This window comes from Anabaena sp. UHCC 0253, from assembly GCF_009712085.1.
GTDB lineage: Bacteria > Cyanobacteriota > Cyanobacteriia > Cyanobacteriales > Nostocaceae > Dolichospermum.
On the sequence record NZ_VILD01000005.1, the window covers coordinates 371,743 to 391,384 of the forward strand.

Annotated in this window: 18 protein-coding genes and 1 tRNA gene; 14 read left to right on the top strand and 5 right to left on the bottom strand. The window is 35.4% G+C overall.

Going from position 1 to position 19,642, the window contains the following annotated elements:
- Positions 1–222: 222 nt before the first annotated feature.
- The 3 genes from FJR38_RS15935 (at position 223) to FJR38_RS15945 (ending at position 3,857) form a co-directional block, all read left to right on the top strand.
- A complete protein-coding gene (locus FJR38_RS15935) occupies positions 223–1,194 on the top strand; it encodes a sucrase ferredoxin (RefSeq protein WP_168538091.1) in 972 nt (323 codons plus the stop codon).
- Between the two features lie 11 nt (positions 1,195–1,205).
- Positions 1,206–2,207, top strand: coding sequence for an ABC transporter substrate-binding protein (locus FJR38_RS15940; protein WP_168538093.1), 1,002 nt, complete (start codon positions 1,206–1,208; stop codon positions 2,205–2,207).
- Positions 2,208–2,408: 201 nt separating this feature from the next.
- The gene (locus FJR38_RS15945) at positions 2,409–3,857 is read left to right on the top strand and encodes a hypothetical protein (protein WP_168538095.1); all 1,449 of its coding nucleotides are present in this window, start codon (positions 2,409–2,411) and stop codon (positions 3,855–3,857) included.
- A 271-nt stretch (positions 3,858–4,128) separates the two neighbouring features.
- On the opposite strand, the gene FJR38_RS15950 is transcribed toward FJR38_RS15945, so the two are convergent.
- A complete protein-coding gene (locus FJR38_RS15950; RefSeq protein ID WP_168538097.1) occupies positions 4,129–4,608 on the bottom strand; it encodes a hypothetical protein in 480 nt (159 codons plus the stop codon).
- 491 nt (positions 4,609–5,099) lie between these two features.
- Between FJR38_RS15950 and FJR38_RS15955 the strand changes: the two genes are divergently transcribed.
- The 3 genes from FJR38_RS15955 to FJR38_RS15965 all read left to right on the top strand — a co-directional run bounded on the left by FJR38_RS15955 (position 5,100) and on the right by FJR38_RS15965 (position 7,553).
- The gene (locus FJR38_RS15955; RefSeq protein WP_168538099.1) at positions 5,100–5,279 is read left to right on the top strand and encodes a hypothetical protein; all 180 of its coding nucleotides are present in this window, start codon (positions 5,100–5,102) and stop codon (positions 5,277–5,279) included.
- Between the two features lie 80 nt (positions 5,280–5,359).
- A complete protein-coding gene (locus FJR38_RS15960) occupies positions 5,360–6,928 on the top strand; it encodes a phage/plasmid primase, P4 family (protein ID WP_168538101.1) in 1,569 nt (522 codons plus the stop codon).
- 322 nt (positions 6,929–7,250) lie between these two features.
- Positions 7,251–7,553, top strand: coding sequence for a hypothetical protein (locus FJR38_RS15965; RefSeq protein ID WP_168538103.1), 303 nt, complete (start codon positions 7,251–7,253; stop codon positions 7,551–7,553).
- 192 nt (positions 7,554–7,745) lie between these two features.
- On the opposite strand, the gene FJR38_RS15970 is transcribed toward FJR38_RS15965, so the two are convergent.
- Entirely contained in the window at positions 7,746–7,910 is a 165-nt protein-coding gene (locus FJR38_RS15970; protein WP_168538105.1) for a hypothetical protein, read from the bottom strand.
- 280 nt (positions 7,911–8,190) lie between these two features.
- Here FJR38_RS15970 and FJR38_RS15975 point away from each other — a divergent pair, with 280 nt between their 5' ends.
- On the top strand, positions 8,191–10,098 hold the full coding sequence (locus tag FJR38_RS15975; protein ID WP_168538107.1) for a competence protein CoiA family protein: 1,908 nt from the start codon (positions 8,191–8,193) through the stop codon (positions 10,096–10,098).
- A 348-nt stretch (positions 10,099–10,446) separates the two neighbouring features.
- Entirely contained in the window at positions 10,447–10,803 is a 357-nt protein-coding gene (locus FJR38_RS15980; protein WP_168538109.1) for a hypothetical protein, read from the top strand.
- A 585-nt stretch (positions 10,804–11,388) separates the two neighbouring features.
- Here the strand turns inward: FJR38_RS15980 and FJR38_RS15985 are convergent.
- Positions 11,389–11,461: transfer RNA gene (locus FJR38_RS15985), tRNA-Met, on the bottom strand.
- A 299-nt stretch (positions 11,462–11,760) separates the two neighbouring features.
- On the opposite strand from FJR38_RS15985, the gene FJR38_RS15990 reads away from it, so the two are divergent.
- A complete protein-coding gene (locus FJR38_RS15990; protein ID WP_168538111.1) occupies positions 11,761–12,462 on the top strand; it encodes a hypothetical protein in 702 nt (233 codons plus the stop codon).
- A gap of 84 nt (positions 12,463–12,546) precedes the next feature.
- Positions 12,547–13,893 carry a hemolysin family protein gene (locus tag FJR38_RS15995; protein ID WP_168538113.1) on the top strand — a complete coding sequence of 449 codons (1,347 nt, stop codon included), beginning with the start codon at positions 12,547–12,549 and terminating at the stop codon, positions 13,891–13,893.
- On the opposite strand, the gene queC is transcribed toward FJR38_RS15995, so the two are convergent.
- The gene (gene queC, locus FJR38_RS16000) at positions 13,882–14,562 is read right to left on the bottom strand and encodes a 7-cyano-7-deazaguanine synthase QueC (protein WP_168538115.1); all 681 of its coding nucleotides are present in this window, start codon (positions 14,560–14,562) and stop codon (positions 13,882–13,884) included. The two genes, FJR38_RS15995 and queC, sit on opposite strands and share 12 nt — an antisense overlap.
- A gap of 14 nt (positions 14,563–14,576) precedes the next feature.
- Between queC and FJR38_RS16005 the strand changes: the two genes are divergently transcribed.
- From FJR38_RS16005 to FJR38_RS16020, 4 genes are all read left to right on the top strand, one after another.
- Entirely contained in the window at positions 14,577–14,753 is a 177-nt protein-coding gene (locus FJR38_RS16005; RefSeq protein WP_168497556.1) for a hypothetical protein, read from the top strand.
- A 375-nt stretch (positions 14,754–15,128) separates the two neighbouring features.
- On the top strand, positions 15,129–16,211 hold the full coding sequence (locus FJR38_RS16010; protein ID WP_168497557.1) for a Gfo/Idh/MocA family protein: 1,083 nt from the start codon (positions 15,129–15,131) through the stop codon (positions 16,209–16,211).
- A gap of 357 nt (positions 16,212–16,568) precedes the next feature.
- On the top strand, positions 16,569–17,714 hold the full coding sequence (locus FJR38_RS16015; protein ID WP_168497558.1) for a ParM/StbA family protein: 1,146 nt from the start codon (positions 16,569–16,571) through the stop codon (positions 17,712–17,714).
- 5 nt (positions 17,715–17,719) lie between these two features.
- The gene (locus tag FJR38_RS16020; protein ID WP_168538117.1) at positions 17,720–18,199 is read left to right on the top strand and encodes a plasmid segregation centromere-binding protein ParR; all 480 of its coding nucleotides are present in this window, start codon (positions 17,720–17,722) and stop codon (positions 18,197–18,199) included.
- A 356-nt stretch (positions 18,200–18,555) separates the two neighbouring features.
- On the opposite strand, the gene FJR38_RS16025 is transcribed toward FJR38_RS16020, so the two are convergent.
- Positions 18,556–19,642: DHHA1 domain-containing protein (locus tag FJR38_RS16025; RefSeq protein WP_254449484.1), on the bottom strand; the 1,087-nt coding region annotated here is incomplete at its 5' end.

Sequence of the window (19,642 nt, forward strand, 5' to 3'; positions counted from 1 at the left end):
TGTAATAATTTCAACTTTGATCTATGATTATATTGCGAATAAATTTTAATAGCTTACAAACTACTAAGTATCAATTTAGAAAAAGTCCATAATTAATACATCATCTATACTTTATTAAAAAAAGATACCTTCAATCTGTACTCAAACTCACAACAACTATATTTGATTATTAATAATAATTCTAATTAGCTGAAATTACCAACTCTCGTTTTTTGGTTTATTATGAACAATATTTTTTGTACAGAAGAATCTTGTCAAGCAAAAGAAGACCCCATTGGTACTGCCTTAAATCGCCAATATTATGTTTTAATTGAAGTTCCACCACCTTGGGCATCTAACCCCCTAGATTCCAAGGATATTGCGAGTAAACTACAAGCTTTAAAACCAGCTATTGATGAGGTAGCATCATCTCTGAGGTTGCTATTTATTTACAATGCCAATTATTACGAAACTGGGAAAACTCGCTTAATTATCTACTACCAAACAGCAGAAATATCTTCAAAGTATAGCAAGCAAGAATATATCCTCTCAGATATTGATGATGCAGTACCAATCATAGAAAAGTGTATCAACAATGAAACTCTAGAATCTGAAAATACCAATATTCAAACTAGAGATTTTTTGGTATGTACTCATGGTAGTCATGATAAATGCTGCGCTAAATATGGCAATCCTTTTTATCGTCAAGCTTTAGCAACAATAGAAGATTTATCATTATCTCATGTACGGGTTTGGCAAAGTAGCCATTTTGGTGGACATCGTTTTGCACCAACTATGATTGATCTTCCAGAAGGGAGATATTACGCTAGGTTAAATCAAAAAATTTTCACTTCTATTTTGACACGAACTGGCGATATTCAATGTTTAAAAAATGTCTATCGTGGTTGGGGAATCTTACCTTGGCAAGTGCAAATATTAGAACGAAAGTTGATGTTAAAATATGGTTGGGATTGGTTTAATTACCAAGTACAAGGTCATGTAATTTATCAAAACGAAGATGAAACTTTTAATCAGGTAGAAATAACTTTTACAACACCTGATAGTAAAGTTAACACTTATAGATGTAATGTGATTGATGACCCTACTAAAAGTATTAGTTTCCGAGGAGAATGTGGGACTAATGAATTAGTAACTTTTTCTCAGTATACAATTACAGAACTTGTAGATATGGCAGCATCATTAATCTCAATTTAATTATCAGGAAAATGGCAATCAAAAATAATTTACTTATCAGGGTATCTACTTTCCTGAATTACATACTTGATGATCATCAAATTAAGTTACTTGTATTCAGCCTCATCACAGCTTTAATAATTATCGGCTGTGGAATGAATACACCAAAAAATGCGCCTTTTAACTCTGTAAATGTTACTTCAGAAATGCGAATATTTAAACACGCTCTGGGTGAAACAAAAATACCTTTACATCCACAGCGTGTAGTTGTATTAGGAGGCTTAGATAATGTTTTAGCTTTAGGGGTAAAACCAATAGCAGCTACTACATTAGGTGATTATAAATTTCAGGCTTATTTACAAGATTTAACATCAGAAATTGAAAAAATTGGTACTAACGGTCAACCCAATTTAGAAAAGATTTTATATCTCAAACCTGACTTAATTCTAGGTTTTTCTTGGGATGCTGAATTATATGGACAACTATCTAAAATTGCCCCAACAGTATTGGTAGATCAAGATAGCGACTGGAAAGATTGGTTAAAGCAATATGCGGAAGCACTGGGAAAAACCGCCAAAGCTGAAAAATTGTTGCAAGAGTATGATCAGAAAATAGCAAGTTTGCGTCAAAAAATGGGAACAACCCTTTCCCAAACTAAAGTATCTTTAGTCAATTTTTGGGCTAATTATACTCGTCTTTATATGCGCCGTTCATTTGGTGGATCAATTCTCAAAGAAATCGGTTTACCTCGTTCTCAATATGAAAATAAAGATAAAAATCACGAAAACATCTCTTTAGAATTAGTTCCTCGAATTGGTGGTGATGTTATTTTCTTAATTCTGGGAGGACACAATGAATCAAGGTTAAAACAATTCATCAATCATCCTCTGTGGTCCCAGTTACAAGCTGTACAACAAAATCGGGTTTATCTTGTTACAGGTGATGTTTGGATTTCTGCATGGGGAATTATTGGCGCTAATCGCGTTTTAGATGACTTATTCAAATATTTGCTGACTTACGCCGTACTGTACTAGTTAATTACTCTATTTACCAGTATTACAAGTTGATGCAAACGATATTATAATTCGTTTGAAAGGTGTGTGAGATTAAGTTGTCGTTAAGTGCGCCCTGCTGGAATTGAACCAGCCTATCTAGCTGATAGTCGTTTTTAGCAGGTTTGGATCATCAGTTTTCTTTCAATTCCGTTCTTACTGATAAGCAGAATTGAGAGACAAATGAGAGAAACTGAAAAGCAAGTTACAGCAAGCAATCTAAGCAGTCATTTAATCGGGTATGAACGCTTACTAGCACTATTCAAAGATATTCAGAAACAAACACCCAAAGGTGTGGGACTGAAACGGGAAGTAAAGGCATCTGGTACATATATATTACTTCAGTTTAAGTTGGGTGATAAGCGAGTAGGTAAAGCTTGTAATTGTGACTTTACTGAAATAGGGATAGTCAAAGCGTTAGAAAAAGCAAACAAGGTAAGTGAAGCATTAACGAAGTTTAGTAGTGAGACAGAATTTTGCGATTGGTACGATACGGTAATACTTGAGAAAAATGTTGTCAGGAATGATCTGATTACATTTGGTGAAGCAATTAAGCTGGTAGAAGAAAACTATTGGAACAGCTACACAAGGAAGCGTCAAGAGCGAGATAGAAAAAATCCTAGTCATCAATCATGCTGGTATGACACTTATGGAATGTTTTACAAGCTGCTACCACCAAATAACACGGTCAATTATAAGGACATAAAAGCCGTAATTGATAGTAAAGAACGTGGTACTAAGGTATTCAAGCTTTGTATTTGTGCTATGAAAAAGCTTGCTGAAATTGTTGATAATGTCAAGTTACGAGATGAATTAACTAAAATTGATGCCACTCAAACCAAGTTTAAAGAAAATCTCCAAAGCATATCATTAGATGACTTTCTGAACTTGAGGGAAAGTGTAATTACAGAAGCTTTGAATGATAACAGATATAATATTGAATCTAGGCAGTCTTGGCTGTTTGTATTTTCAATGCAGGTCATTTACGGCATGAGATTACATGAAGTTTTTGCAGTTCAAAATATTAATCAGTCATACAAAACGAAAGATGGGGTAATCATACCTGCACTTAATGACCTGAATAATAAGGAAATGATTGCTGTAGTAGGTGATAAAACGCTGTTAGGTACTACAACTAAAACAGGCTACAGGTTAGCACGTCCGATGATTCCACCTACCTATCCTGATTTGATTGAGAAGTTAGATATTAAATCAGGTAAGTTGCCAACTATTGAACTTAATTCAGATAATCCAGGTTTCATTAGGAAGTATCTTAGTGATATTGCAAGAAAGTCATTAGTGAGATGGACTAAGGATGCAAGATTTACTCAGACTCATGCTTTACGCCATTTGGCTAATCTCAATGGGATGATGGCAGGAATACCGTTAGAAAAAAGAGCAATGTCTTTAGGTCACAGTCCTACTATGAATGATACTGTTTACAAGAAACGTCAAACGACTAAAACGACACTGGACTTACTTACACAATCAACTAATCAAGCTATTCCATTACAGTCAGCAGTTGCAATGGCTCAACAGTTAGGTTGTATTGATGATAAGTCAGTTAAGTTACTAGCTGCTATCTACAATGTTTCTGAAGTTGAGATAAGTAACGTTATGCAAATACGTTAAGTACAATAATTACCACAATTACAAACTGCATTACCTTACTACCACTAACACCACTTACCATACATACAGTAACAAGGGATAGAAACAACAGTAACTATCCCTTATTTTTTCTTACCTTATGTAAGGTGATCAACCTTATTGCAATAAGTGGAGTAACAATAACTAGCTTGTTATCATAACTGAAGTAATGATAATTCACTTAACTGTCATTACTGTAATAGTGATAAGTGCAATAAGAGTTATGTTGATATTGCTGTTATGTTGGTTTGTCTTAATCTTCAGTTTCAAATTCAACCTCATCAGGTTTGAGAGTTTCAATAAGCATGGTTAAGCGACCGTCTGGAAACTTCTTAGTCTTATTATCACGATCTCCCCAACCTCTATCTGTATTAACTACAGCATAGATGCCACGTACACAATCCATAACATCGTAAATCTTTAACTCATCTAATTCAATAAGTTCATTAGCTTTATCAACTACTTCAGCATCAATCAAGATAGAAAAAGCTGTGATTAATTCAAGCGATTTAGCTAAATCTTGTCTATCACCTTTTGTTGGTAAAGATGAAATTACATAATCATTAACATCAATTTTTCTAACTACAGGTGAACCAGCACGTCTACGGCTTGATGTAGCCAACATCTCATAGTTAGCTTTTTCAAAGTCCAACTTCGTTTTTTCAATTATTTCATCTGGAACTTTATAGTTCCTCATGTTATCTAGTGCTACTAACTGTTCGGGACGTAACATATCGTACTTTTTATTACTTGATCTCTACAGTATAGGTTATGTATTGAATTACGGTCAATAATGAAGCTATATAATTAGCTATGATATTTAGTTGATTATTAATGATGAATGATTTTTTTTAATTAAGATAAATAATTACGACTAAAAGGAATATTTATTAATACAAAAAAATCAATAAGTTTTTCAAATAAGAAAATATTGCAAAATGTAAACACAAAGTGCCGTATTACGTTTACAATATTATTTATGAGGCGTAAAACCACCCTCTCTGAACCATGATAAATGAATATCTAAGACGCTCTGAGGTAACAGAGGCATCGAATAGTCAAGGATGCCGACGGTAGGTAAAAAACGGGCTGAGGATATTCTGCATAGTACCTGACCACACTTGTAGAACAAGTCCGGTTATTCCTTATCGTAAGAAGGGAAAAGTTATCTATTCAGATAACTAGGTTGTGTCTCTCAAGTTAACTTTAACCATAAGAATAGCAATGATAACTATCAAAACCAGTTCTCTAACTCGTGTTGTACCAACTAGATTAACCATTAACGACTATGACCTTTTATCAGATGTCGCTAAACAAAAGAAAAGTACAACTTCTGCTTTACTCAGACAGTTAGTGATGGAGTGTATTGAGAAGCAAGATAAAGAAATACCACCACTTGATTAAGTGATGGCATCTCCAACTTCTTATTAGTTCAAATACACGAAACCCACTAAATTGAGTAAAACAACAATAATACTGTAACTATGAATAACAACTATTGTAACGCTTTTTCTGATAGTTCTGATAGTCAAGATGTAGAAACAATCGAGTTAATACAGGAGGAACACAATCTAATACCATTACCTCCATTGATGACACAAAAGTTGGATGCTAACCAACATATTAAAAGAGTTGATAATGAAGGCGGTATTAGTTCAAGACATAAACATGGTACAGTTCCAAAAGCGGATATTCTAGGTTTAGATATAGCTGAAAAATATAGAGGAAAATGGATATTTAACTGTGAAGCAAACAGTTGGATGGTTTATGAATTAGAGCAGGTTGGTATTTGGAGTAAAGTAAATGACTATTATATTGAAGGATTAATCAATCAAGAACTAAAGGAGCAAGAAATAGCTGGTTATGGAAATTCTGGTTATATAACTAACATTATACATAAACTGAAACTTGAATTGATAGAGGTTGGTTGGAAAGAACAATCTCCTACTGAACTACTACCATTTCAGAACTGCGTATTAGAAATAGCTACAGGTAACGTTCTCAATCATTCACCAAAACATCGGTTTACTTGGTGTTTACCGCGTGAATTTGATAATTCTAGTAATGAGTTTCCATTGATTGAACAGTGGTTAGATGAGGTCACAAATAATGATCAGTCAATCAAACAAATCTTACTATGTTACTTAGCTGCAATTCTGAAAGGTCGTGCTGATCTTCAACAGTTCTTACAGCTAGTTGGTTCTGGTGGTACAGGTAAAAGCACATTTATTAAACTTGCACAATCGCTAATAGGTGATAACAACGTATGTACAATTACTCTCGTAGACTTATGTAAAGAGCGATTTGCTGCTGCTAATGCTTTAAAAAAGCGACTGGTAGTATTTCCAGATCAGGATAGATACAGGGGAGAGGTGCAAAAGTTTAAGTCCCTCACAGGACAAGACTTTATTTTTGCAGAAGAGAAAGGTAAACAAGGGTTTCAATTCAAATTTGATGGTATGGTTATCATGGCATCAAATGACCCTGTGTTTGATGGTCGCAACTCCTCTTGGTTGACAAGGAGACAAATTTTAGTTCCTTTCAACAAGACTGTAGATAAAAATAAACGTAGAGATTTAGAAAAAGAGTTTCAACCAGAATTGAACGCATTAACTCAATATTTACTGAATATTTCTGATAATACAGTTACTCAAGTATTGAGGAATGCAGCCGATAATCCAGAATTAGCTAAACATATTTTGGAACAACAAATAAGTAGTAATCCAATTGCAGGTTGGATTAATGAGTGTGTTATTAGAAATGTCGGTAGTAAATGTCAAGTAGGAAGCGATAAGACCGATAAAAATACTCTATTTGGCAGCTATACAGAATGGTGTCGTAAGTCTGGTAGTTATTCCCCCAGCTTGCGCTATTTTAGCCCTGAACTACTAGACTTTTGCAAGTCTACTATGGGGTGGAAAGATGTTAATAAAGTACGTAATAACAAAGGTGTTTTGATTTATGGATTGAGATTACGTGAAGTTGGTAAGGATAATGATATTCCTTCACCACTAGAAGTCAGTGTAGAGTCAAGCCTACACGGTGAAGGGTAAGTGTAGCGTTGTAACCCAGTCACCATAAGGGTTGTGTAGATTGTGTAGGGTCAGAGTATTATCCTTTTATATTTATTAAGTGATAATACTCTGAGATAGAAACAAAATTTGTTCAATTAATTAAATAAAGATTTATCTATCACCCTACACACTATACACAAGCTAGTCAGTATAAGGATTGCAAGTATACACACAATCCTACACTGTGTAGTGTCAACTCTACACGCCCAAAATAAGTAAATATTACTGTTTGTTCAAGGCTAAAAATTAAGTCAATTGAAACGGTTTTCGAGAGTCAATAACATTAATGGAGAATCACGCTATGAATTGGGGTAATTGGACTTTTAATTCAGCAAATCTTACACTGACTAATAAAACTCTAGTTGGTTATGATTATGATATTGATCTTGAGAAAATTCATTCAAGTGCGGATATTCTTGATTGGATTTATCAAGTTTTCGGTAAAGATGGGTGCGATCAAAAGACTATACATGACCTTGTAAGTGCATTTGATGAAATATTAGACCCACAAGCTAACTTTTGTTCTTTTGGAGAAGAAAAAAAGCAGACGGTGGACAATTGGCTAAAGAGTTCGCAAGTCGTCACTCTGAAAACTAACTCTTAACGTAAATAAAACATACTGTAAGTTATAACTTTACTTGCAGTATGTTAAATACTTTTTGCAGATAGAAAAATAAATTGCAATAAGCCTAATATGCAAAATGGCTACCATTACAACAATAATGATTAAGCTAATAACTTACTATCATACATGGCGTAATTAGTGTATTTAAGTTATTAGTTCTAATAGTATTTGTTATTGTAATTCAATTAATTGACTTATTATAGTTTTACTTTGCAGCAGTAACATAATAGTATTATCGTTATTACGTTTAGCAAATGTAATTAACTTATCACCACTACTAAACTTACTACGATTAACATCACGTAACTCTTCAGCAGCATTAACTTGTCCTAACATCCAACTAGCGTTCCATAAGAACCAAAGTGAGTTCTTAATAGGTAGAAATAAGTTGATGCTACTTTTACCAATGTTACCTATTAGATAGTTTTGAATATTGTTATCTAATGTTTCAATAAACTTATTAACAACAATATCCTGTTGCTTAACTATTTTTTCTACCTGTTTGTTTGATAGTTGTTTCTATCTATCTTCCAGATCGCCGCAACTTGTTGTAGTTACTGACATTAGTAACTAGATATGGTATAAATGAATCAATAAGTCATTACAGGAATTAGATATGGATCGTGCAAAAGCGATGTACTTGGGTGGCGAAATTATTGATGCTCACGATTGTAATTACTCATCTTATTACAATGACGGATTAAGATGTGCTGTTTGTAGTGAACCTGTATTTTTAAAAAGAGGTACTATTAGAAAACCTCATTTTGCTCACCACTCAGGTACAGATCCTCAACAAGTAGAAGAATGTGAATTAAGATTATCATCTTATGGCAATAGTTCACAAATTAATAGTTTTATTAAAGATAGGGGACAAAGATTAAAGCTATTTCAAGATCACTTTTTAAGTTTAATTTCTTTTGAAAATGATGTACTTATTACTAATTCAGAATTTAACAACTGGATTAATTCAATTAAACGTGATTATAATACAGCAATTAATAATGTTATCACTAATTGTACAGATTACTTACTAAGATATCGTTATAAAATAGTAGCTAAGTATATTAAATCAATAACAATTAACAATAATAAATCGGCTTTTGAACGACAAGAAATAGCGTTAGAAGCAATAAGCTATTTGTGTGTTAGGTCTAGTTATAAGTTACTAGAATATTTACTGTATTACGGTATTTACAAATTATATAAAGATAAACAACACAAGCTATTTAAACAAGATATTACAACACAAGATGTAGATAATATTTGTAATCTTGTTATTAAGATAATTATGTTAAACAGTTGGATTGAAGTATTGAATGATGTTGAAACTGCAAATGTATTACCTAGTTGTATGCAATTACAAGCCGATGATACAAATAAGGTAGATAGCCCTGTTCAAAACTTGACTAACAAGTTCAAAACGGGATTATTAAGTAATTGGAGTTTACCGTTTAAATGGGAACTATTCCCTAGTGATTGGATGTATGTAGCTGATAATAACAATGAACATCTGTTTCAAGTAGCACTTGAGAACGATAGATTAGTGCTATACAAGTTATCTGAATCATTCACTCGTAAGGTAGATCGCGGTACTAAACAACTAATTGGTAAACATCATAATCAACTAGATAACGCTAGTATGTATCAGCAACGTACTAAAATCGCCGATCTTGGAACTGTTGAACTAATCACAACTAACGATATTCAATGGGTTGCTAGTATGCCACGTTATGAGTATCTAGCAACTATGCTTAACAAGTCTGGTAAGATACCAGCTAGTGAATATGATAAGTATGATGGTTTATTTCTAACTAGCGATACTCTTAAAGTTGGAGATCGTGTCCTATGTACTAAGAAAAGTACAGGACAATCAGTTACCGTCAAAGGTAATTATGATCCCATAGTTATCATTGCTGGTAAGGTTAATCATGTTAAAAACAATGATAACTGTAAATGGTTATCAAAGATATTTGATCTTGCTAGGTTAAAAATGATTAAAGCTAACGTTAGGGAATTGGAACACAAAATACAAGATCCTACTTATCAGCAAGATATTAATTTAGCTGATAAGAAAGTTCGTAAGTTCATACAAACTATGACAACTACTTATAAAGCACTTATTAGAAGTCATCATTTAGAATTATCCGATAGTCAATTAAATACACTATCTAATTCTATGGTTGAGTATTTAGTGATGAAACTGAACATGGATCGTAAGCAATTAGTAGATACTAAGCATAAGTTACTAATAAGTGATGCCCTGAGAATAACTGAACCTGACAACTACGATAAACGAGTAAATGAGTTTAACAAGTTAGTTGATAAAGTAAGACAATATCATAAGGATAAGTCAACTAACGATTTAAGTAATCAGATAACTGCAATAAATAACACTGTCACTAAACCGGATCACACTTATCAACTAAAGATGAAACAAATTATTAACCGTAGTAAACGTGCTACTCAATCTATAAGAGCCGAAAAGTATAATAACAATAACTATCGCAAGAAGATGGTTACTTAAAACTACTAACTGACAACTAAGATTAAACAATCAAAACGCCGCTATCTATTTTTCTACCTTCCATTATCACTACTTAACTGTAGTTATGTTGGTGCAATATTACCCCTAGTAATACCTAACTTACTATAGCTATTAATTGATATATTCCTATTGCGTTATTGTGGTAAGTTGATAGATATTAATTTGATTAGTATTCTCGCAAGTTACGATGTCTATGGTACTGGCATTACGGTACATAAATAGGTTATTATAATTGAGTAAAATGAAACTTTTTTCTGTTGAAATCTAGACATTTTTGCGTTGAAATGATAAATTTTACTTGTCAGTAAATATTTTTTTAAAACAAAAATGAAATTGTTCAGAGCAGGGAATACTTCAAGCGAATGGTGGGTCATTGCACCTAATGAAGAAATTGCTATTAACTATAGTTATTCAAATACCTCAACTAGAGAAAAGCGGAATATAAGCGTATACGATCATACTTGTTCATCTAGGGCTTATTTATCTTGGGTTAGTGAACAGCAGGGATTGAGTGAAATGCTAGAAGGAAATAGGATAGGCATAGTGATTGAAGTTAACACAGATAAACCTTCTGGTAGTAAATGGGTATTTACTGTTTCACACGAATGGATACCTGAACAGCGAACTTGGCGGGGCGCACCCCTGTTTGTTAGACAGAGGGAAACAATAAAGGGAGATAAGTAGTAGATAAATTTCAAACACCTCAAATATTAGTTAACTTCACAATATTTTTTCTATCACGCCGCTACTGTTACCGTACAAACGCAACCAAAAGCAACTGTTTCCTAACTTGATTTAACATAATTCAAAACCGCCTAACTATATATGCCTCTAAAACAGCCAATATCACCTTTGCATGACTGGTTTATACCTGAAACTCAAAACAGAGGCATTACAGGTCAATATGGCGTGAGTAGTTAGCTGATATGGTTATCTGATAAATGAATATAAGCTGAATGGATAAATTCAACTCTAATTGATTAGTTAATATTATGAAATAGCCAAAAGCAATAATTTTATCTCAATCAACCAATTACCCGTAAGTAGTTGTTTTGGAGATACAATAGTTGTATTGAGAGAAAACTGAGAGAAAGTAGGTAGTTAAGTAACTACTTATCCACCGCAAAAGCTTCTATCACCACCTTAACAAGCTGTTAGTTGCTTACTCGATTTACCATTAGTTATTGAGTAAAGATTGAGTAACTACAGGGGATGCGGCGAAATCATAATTCGTCTGAAGGATGTTTGATATTAAGTTGTTTTAAAAAGTGCGCCCTGCTGGAATTGAACCAGCCTGAAGACGAATTATGAGTTCGTTGCCTCCCCAATCGGCCAAGAGCGCTTATTTACTGGAATCTTAACTTTGTTTTTGAGGTTTAGTTAGGTATTTTGATTTTAACTTCAATCACAGTAAATCATTATATCATAAATTTTGCAACCTGTAAACAATTCTTGCTGATAGCGTGGCGTTAGCCATAAAAGTCAGTTGTTAGTTGTTAAGAAGTTTTCCCTGCCCCCTGCCTCTTCTCTGTCACCTGTCACCTTCTTCACCTATCAATTTTTAGTCAATTTCAAAAATCCCTAGTAGCATATAGAGCAGGACTAAATAATTTCTTCCTTTTGTATAATCACCTTGTAGCGATGAGAATAAATACTACTGTACTTCTAACCTTAATTTTGTTAACCCTGATGTTGGGAGCAGGTTCTGCTAGTGGTTTTTTAGGCTTTACATTAGGTAGTATGGCGCTTAAAGGTGTTAATACGCCAGATGGTCGTCCTACGACTAAATTTAATAATAGCAAAACCAATAATTCCCAACAGGGAAACGTAGCTTTTTTGAAAGAGGAAGATATTCTCAAGGCAGTCAAATCCAGGATTAACGATAAAAATCAGGGTAATAAAGAAGAAAACATAGAAGAAGAAGAGATTAAATCTAGTAAGTCCCAACCAACGGAAAAACCACCGGAAGTTACAGAAGAAACCCCCCAACCAGGATTTCCTGTGACTACTGAGAGTGAAGGTGTAACCATGTCGGTGCAATCTGTCCGCTATTCTGGAGGTGATTTATTACTAAGAGTGAATATGCAGAATAAAGGTAATGAATCTATCAGGTTTTTGTATAGTTTTTTAGATATTTCCGATGATAAAGGAAGAACTTTGAGTGCAATTACAGAAGGTTTACCAGCAGAATTGCCTGCAAAAGGTTCGGCATTTAAAGGTACAATTAGTATTCCTACAGCTTTACTTGATGATGTGAAACAGATATCTCTATCTTTAACTGATTATCCTGCTCAAAAACTCAAGTTACAATTGTCTGATATTCCTATAGAGAAAAATAATTAATACAATTTTAGGTTTTAATGATTAATTCATTTAAAATCTAAAATTTTCTTCTCCCGGTGGGCAAATTCTATACCCTCTTAGACAGTGAGTGCTTTTTCTACCTTAAGTTTAACCGATGTAGGGCTGCGATTGTGTAGCGTGCTAGTGCTGATTGCTATCAATGCTTTTTTTGTGACGGCTGAGTTTTCCATGGTGACAGTACGACGAACACGTATTCAACAGTTAGTACAAGCTGGTGATATACGAGCGATCGCTGTCGAAACATTACAACGTAGTATTGATAGACTACTATCTACAGCCCAACTTGGTATTACCCTTTCTAGTCTGGCGTTAGGTTGGATTGGAGAAGGGACAATTGCTGTATTGGTAGAAGAATGGCTAGACTCCTGGCCTTTACCAGTAAGAATGAATTACTTACTAGCTCATTCTTTATCAGTTCCTATCGCTTTTTTTGCTATTGCTTACCTGCAAATTGTTTTAGGAGAATTATGTCCTAAATCAGTAGCAATGTTGTATTCAGAAAATCTGGCTAGGTTTTTGGGTCCATCAGTTAAAGCCATAGTGCGTTTTTTCAATCCCTTTATCTGGATTCTTAATCAATCAACCCATTGTTTATTACGATTGTTTGGAATTGAATACACTGGTCAAAGTTGGCGACCACCAGTTACACCTGAAGAATTACAACTGATTATATCTACAGAAAGAGAATCTACAGGTTTAGAAAATGCCGAACGAGAACTATTAAATAACGTTTTTGAATTTGGGGATATTACCGCCGAAGATATTATGATTCCGCGGACTAGTATTATTGCTTTACCCATAAATGCCAGCTTTCAAGCATTACTTGAAGAGATCACATCTACTGGTCACTCTCGTTATCCTATCATTGGCGAATCTTTAGACGATATTCGTGGCATAGTTTATTTTCAAGATTTAGCAACACCTCTAGCCTTAGAAAAAATCACCAAAGATACCCAAATCCAAGATTGGATGCGTCCTCCTCGATTTGTGCCAGAACAAACGCTATTAAGTGAACTCTTGCCGATGATGCAGCAAGAGAAACCTGCTATGGTGATGGTAGTTAATGAATTTGGTGGAATTGTCGGACTGGTTACTATTCAAGATATCATCGCCGAGATTATTGGTAATGCAGGTGAGGCTGATAGTAGTAATGAGTTGCTGATCGAAATGGTAGACAAACACACATTTTTAGTTCAAGCTCAAATTAATTTGGAAGAAGTGAATCAAGTCTTACATCTTAATTTACCCTTAATCAGAGAATATCAGACTTTGGGGGGCTTTTTACTTTATCAATGCCAAAAAATGCCTAATAAAGGTGAAATATTCAACTATCAAAATCTTGAATTTACTGTTATTTCAGTGATTGGTCCCCGTCTTCACCAAATCCAAATTCGAGTTTTAGATGATTAGATAGGGAACGGGATCTTTTAAACCCAATTCAGCAAAAGCTGCTAACCGCAATTGGCAGGAATCACAGACACCACAGGCAAGATCATTGCCAGCATAACAAGACCAAGTGAGATCCCAAGGTACACCTAACTGATTACCAAGTTGGATAATTTCAGTTTTCTTCAAATTAATTAATGGGGCGACAATTTCAATCGGTTGTCCTTCCCGTCCTTGTTTTGTTCCCAAGCGGAAAACGTCCTGCATTGATTGGATATAATCAGGACGACAATCTGGGTAGCCAGAGTAATCTAAAGCATTAACACCAATGTATACCTTTTGTGCCGCGATCGCTTCTGCATATCCCAAAGCAAAACTTAAAAAAATGGTATTACGGGCAGGAACATAGGTGACAGGAATATTATCCGCCATTTCATCAAGCGATCGCGCTTCAGGTAAATCAATTTTGTGATCTGTGAGTGCTGAACCACCCCATTGTCGTAAATCAAAATTAACCACCTGATGTTGAATTACCCCTGCCGTCTTAGCAACCATTAAAGCAGAATTTAACTCTCTGCGATGTCGCTGTTGGTAATCAAAAGAAATAGCGTAACATTCACAGCCATCAGCTTTTGCTTGGTAAAGAACCGTCGAAGAATCTAATCCACCAGATAATAAAATTACAGCTTTCATAGTTAGATTACGGAATGGGAGATGAAGAAATAGGAAAAGCACAAGGGAATTTTACCAATTACCCATTCCTTCACAAATTGCATCCAAAAGATGGGAAAATCAACAAAATGCAACACACAAAAATTAAATATGTACAAAAAAACTCTCACGAACAAGAACAACAACTGGATAGACCAAAAATTATACTGTGAGTATTAACTATTTCGATAACTGTAATTTTACTGATAACCTAGTGATTAACTTACCACTACCAACAACAGGTATTGATTTGATGAGTTAATTACCTAACCATATACCTGAGAATTTCTACTGAGGAATTATGGCATTTACAAAGTCAGCAAAAACACAGATGATTTTTCTAGTAAATGATTAAAACAGGCTAATTCATCACTGTTTACCGAAAAGATAACCAGATGGCGGGAACTGAACCGAAACTTTGAAATTCTTCATAAAGATAATCACTATGTTACCATCTGGATGGTTTAAGACAAATCAAACTCGGCGTTTAAGTACAAAGATCAAAGATCGTAGCGTCTCTAAATTTGGTGGTTGAGGAGAGAACAATAGTGCAAGATAGCATATCAATGTCAGAACCAAATCTATATTCACAGCGCAGCCAGCCACAACATATCCGCATAGGAGTGATTGGGGTTGGTAACATGGGACAACATCATACCCGCGTTCTGAGTTCCATGAAAGATGTGGAACTAGTAGGCGTTTCCGATATTAACGTTGAACGTGGTTTAGAAACTGCCAGCAAATACAAAGTCCGTTTTTTTGAAGATTACTGCGACTTACTACCTCATGTAGACGCAATTTGTGTTGCTGTACCTACACGGCTACACTATGCTGTGGGGATCAACTGTCTGTTAGCAGGAATCCATGTTTTAATTGAAAAACCAATTGCGGCTAGTATTTCGGAGGCAGAATCTCTAGTAAATGCTGCTGCTGAATCTCAGTGTATTCTGCAAGTTGGTCACATTGAGCGATTCAATCCCGCATTTAGGGAACTCAGCCAAGTCCTCAAAACTGAGGAGGTTTTGGCCTTAGAATCTCACCGCATGAGTCCTTATTCAGCGCGGGCGAACGATGTTTCCGTTGTTTTGGATTTAATGATTCATGACATTGATTTACTGCTAGAATTAGCTGCCTCACCAGTGGTGAAATTGACTGCTAGTGGAACTCGTTCTTTAGACTCAGGTTATTTAGATTATGTAACTGCCACCTTGGGCTTTGCCAATGGGATTGTTGCTACTCTGACAGCCAGCAAAGTTACTCACCGGAAAATTCGCCGCTTAGTAGCCCATTGTAAAAATTCATTTACAGAAGCAGATTTTCTCAATAATGAAATTTTAGTACATCGGCAAACCGCGATAAACCCTCACCTTGATAACCAAAAAGTCCTGTATAGACAGGATGGTTTAATCGAAAAAGTTTATACCACTAATGTTCAACCTCTCAGTGCAGAACTAGAACATTTTGTCAATTGTGTTCGTGGTGGCAATCAGCCTTCTGTTGGTGGTGAACAAGCTCTTAAAGCTTTACGCTTGGCCAGTTTAATTGAGCAAATGGCTTTAGAAGAAAGAGTTTGGAACCCATTAGAGTGGTCTTCCGAATCGAGAGTCCAATCTTTGACATCAACTATCTAGCTGAAACTGGCAGTGGGGAGAATTAATGATTTTTTCTCCCACTATGACAAATGGGGGCTGGTATTTTGTCCAAATTTATACAAATGACAATCTTCTCCAAGTAATTTCAGGAATTGAAAGTAGGACTCTATGGTGTTTATCTGTTGGCAACTCAAGTACAAGCGTAAAAACACTAAATCAGTAACAAAAGCCTGACATCTACCTAAAACTGCCATCAGAAATCCTAAATCATAGAAAATTAACCATCGCCTATTATGAATTTTGACGTATTTCTAGTTACACTTAACCCAACCTAAAATTTTTTGTAGCTCACCTTTTTGTAAGATGAGCATGATAACTTTTTACAGAGGAGCTTTCATGACAGACCAACCCCCCGTCGCTAATCCAATGAATGCCGCTGCGATTCCCATGAACCGCCAAACAGCAGCAGCCACACCAATGAATTCTGTAAAACCTAACAATATTACGGGTAAAACTATTCTCAGTGTTGATTTAGGTAGAACCTCCACAAAAACTTGTGTGAGCCGTGAACCCAGTAATGTGGCTTTCATTCCTTCTAACGTGAAAAAAACATCAATCGAACAAATTCGCGGCGGTGTATTTGAAGCCAAGGCTACTGATCCACTCATGGATTTGTGGCTGGAATATCAAGGTAGTGGCTATGCTGTGGGGCAGTTAGCCGCAGATTTTGGGGCAAATCTTGGCGTTGGCCAATCTAAAGTAGAAGATGCACTGGTCAAAGTATTATCATCTGCTGGTTACTTTAAACTGAAAGATGAAATTGCTGTTGTCCTGGGTTTACCTTTCCTGTCTTTAGAACAATTTGAAAAGGAAAAGGCGCAGTTAACTAGTTTGGTGACTGGACCTCATGTCTTGAATTTCCGAGGCGAATCTTTAACTTTGAACATTACCAAAGTCTGGGTAATGCCTGAAGGATATGGTAGTTTGCTGTGGTCAGAAACTCAACCTAATAAAGCCACATCTGTTCCTGATTTTACGAAAATATCTGTGGGGATTGTTGATATTGGTCATCAAACCATTGATATGATCATGGTGGATAATTTCCGCTTTGCCCGTGCTGCTTCTAAAAGTGAAGACTTTGGGATGAGTAAGTTTTATGAAATGGTAGCTCAGGAAATACAAGGTGCTGATAGTCAATCATTAGCATTGATTTCTGCGGTTAACAAGCCCAAAGGCGATCGCTTTTACCGTCCCAAAGGCGCTAGTAAGCCCACTAATTTAGATGATTTTCTGCCTAACTTGACAGAACAGTTTTCCCGAGAAATTTGCTCTCGTGTGTTAGCTTGGTTGCCAGAGCGGGTAACTGATGTGATTATTACAGGTGGTGGTGGAGAGTTCTTCTGGGAAGATGTTCAACGTCTACTCAAAGAAGCTAAAATCAATGCCTACTTAGCTGCACCTTCTCGGCAGGCTAATGCTTTGGGGCAGTATATTTATGGAGAAGCGCAATTATCTGCTGCTGTTCGCGCTGCTAGGTCATAAAACTGATGTTCCAATGGTCAAAAAAGGTAGTTAAATCCGTTACGTTCAATCCAGAAATTGCTGATGAAAGCTTATTAGCGCAGGTGGAAAACTACTTAGAGGTACAGCCAGATAAAACTTTCAGTGACCTGTGTAAAGAGGCTCTCTGGAAAGTTTTGTGTGTCCCAGAATCTGCTCAACAGCCTTCTAAGTCAGCAAATATAACTACGATTGAGCAAAAAATCGGTGATATGCAACGTCAAATGACCGATTTTGAGGAACGTTTTTTTGCTCAAGAGTCTCATCGTTTGGAGGCGATGGAAAGTCAAATGTTGTTACTTACTCAACAAGTATCAAAGTTGGCAATCATACTCGATCAGCAACCACTTAGTTATATTCCTCCTAAATCTGAACCTGAAACTGATAGCGTTAGCGTGGCGCAAGCCATACCTCAAGAAGTAGACCCTGTAATTAGTCGCATTGGTCAGTTTCTTGATGATTTCTAAGAAAAGACCAGATTTTTGCTTGTTTTTACTTTGAGAAAAGCTCTTAACTAAACTACCGTAAGTCCCACCAGTAAGGCCAAAATGGCTTATTGGTGGGATGTTTTATAGGGCTAGGAGTCAGGATGTAGGGGTGTATCCCTGACGGAAGATGGAAGCGTCAGCATTTGGTGTCAGGACGTATTCTCCGTTAAGTTGAGAGAGAGAATATATTGTGAAATTAATTGTATGATTTTAGGGACTTCCAAAAAATAAATTATCCGGATTAACTAACCGCAGAGGCGCAGAGAACGCAGAGGAATGAGGGTTTTAGAGATTTTTTGCGTTAAATGGTTGAGTGTTTTTTATTTGGAAGTCCCTTATCTATTAAGCATAGAAACAATCATAGATAAAGGAACATGGAAAAAATAATCTTGTTGGAATTGTTCTTCTCGGACTGCTGCTAAAAATTGGCTAATAGCATAGTCAGCAGGTTTTTGATAATGTGTAGAATTCCATAATATTTCTAAATAATTATCTTGACGTTGAACAATAAACCCTAAATATTTTAAAGCTTGAAAACCCAAATACAGACTTTGATCACTAATACCAAGTTTTTCTAAAAATTGCCTGCGGGTAACTAGTTCATGTGTGCGACTGAGGTATTTAGCAATTCCGACTAGAGTTAGCCAAATGTCTTGAGGAGTTGCATTTTGAGGTTTTTGCCAAGCAATCACTAATTGTTGTTGATAATCAAGAGATTTCTGCCACCATAAACGTAAATTATCCCAATTAGTAGGACAATCTTTCATTATTAATAATGATTTTTCAGATTTTAATTTTCCTGAAGCTTCCTGATTTCGCCAATCTAAAATAATATTATAAATCTGATTTTTTAGTTCCAACTCAGAATTAGAACGTACTGCAACTAATCTAATTTCATAGCGTTTTTTAAAACTGTTAAAATCAATTTCGGCAATACAATCACATCTACCCATAGGCAAATCTTCCTGATAATGTCCCCACCAAAGCCCCGGAAAAGGACTTTTAGTAGAATCATCTCGAATATCAAAATCAGTTTTAATATATTGGATTTTATTTCCTTTCAAATCTTGTTGATTGCGATGCCAAGCATTCTCAAACCAACAATTTTTAATAAGTAACTTGGGAATAGGATTACCCATACCACAGGGTTCTAAAAGCTTGAGTTCTAAAAATAAATCTTTGCCTAAATCTGCAACCGTCACCACCAAATCAGCTTGAACTGTAGGAGTGAGATTAATTCCTCCCAAAGATTGGCGTAACTTTTGGTTAATTGCGGCTGTAAATAACGGGATATTTTCTACCAACAAACTCAAACCTGCTGCAAAAGGATGTCCACCAAAACGATGTAATAAATGGGATTGTTCTTGAACTAATTGATATAAATCAACAGCATTAATCGAACGTGCCGAACCTCGCGCTAAG

Coding starts and splice junctions, on each gene's coding strand:
- FJR38_RS15965 (WP_168538103.1), top strand. CDS start 7,251: ATGAATTGGGGTAATTGGACTTTTAATTCAGCAAATCTTACACTGACT.
- FJR38_RS15970 (WP_168538105.1), bottom strand. CDS start 7,910: ATGTTAGGACAAGTTAATGCTGCTGAAGAGTTACGTGATGTTAATCGT.
- FJR38_RS15955 (WP_168538099.1), top strand. CDS start 5,100: ATGATAACTATCAAAACCAGTTCTCTAACTCGTGTTGTACCAACTAGA.
- FJR38_RS15940 (WP_168538093.1), top strand. CDS start 1,206: ATGGCAATCAAAAATAATTTACTTATCAGGGTATCTACTTTCCTGAAT.
- FJR38_RS15935 (WP_168538091.1), top strand. CDS start 223: ATGAACAATATTTTTTGTACAGAAGAATCTTGTCAAGCAAAAGAAGAC.
- FJR38_RS16015 (WP_168497558.1), top strand. CDS start 16,569: ATGACAGACCAACCCCCCGTCGCTAATCCAATGAATGCCGCTGCGATT.
- FJR38_RS15980 (WP_168538109.1), top strand. CDS start 10,447: ATGAAATTGTTCAGAGCAGGGAATACTTCAAGCGAATGGTGGGTCATT.
- FJR38_RS16005 (WP_168497556.1), top strand. CDS start 14,577: ATGGGAGATGAAGAAATAGGAAAAGCACAAGGGAATTTTACCAATTAC.
- FJR38_RS15945 (WP_168538095.1), top strand. CDS start 2,409: ATGAGAGAAACTGAAAAGCAAGTTACAGCAAGCAATCTAAGCAGTCAT.
- FJR38_RS15975 (WP_168538107.1), top strand. CDS start 8,191: ATGGATCGTGCAAAAGCGATGTACTTGGGTGGCGAAATTATTGATGCT.
- queC (WP_168538115.1), bottom strand. CDS start 14,562: ATGAAAGCTGTAATTTTATTATCTGGTGGATTAGATTCTTCGACGGTT.
- FJR38_RS15950 (WP_168538097.1), bottom strand. CDS start 4,608: ATGTTACGTCCCGAACAGTTAGTAGCACTAGATAACATGAGGAACTAT.
- FJR38_RS16020 (WP_168538117.1), top strand. CDS start 17,720: ATGTTCCAATGGTCAAAAAAGGTAGTTAAATCCGTTACGTTCAATCCA.
- FJR38_RS15990 (WP_168538111.1), top strand. CDS start 11,761: ATGAGAATAAATACTACTGTACTTCTAACCTTAATTTTGTTAACCCTG.
- FJR38_RS15960 (WP_168538101.1), top strand. CDS start 5,360: ATGAATAACAACTATTGTAACGCTTTTTCTGATAGTTCTGATAGTCAA.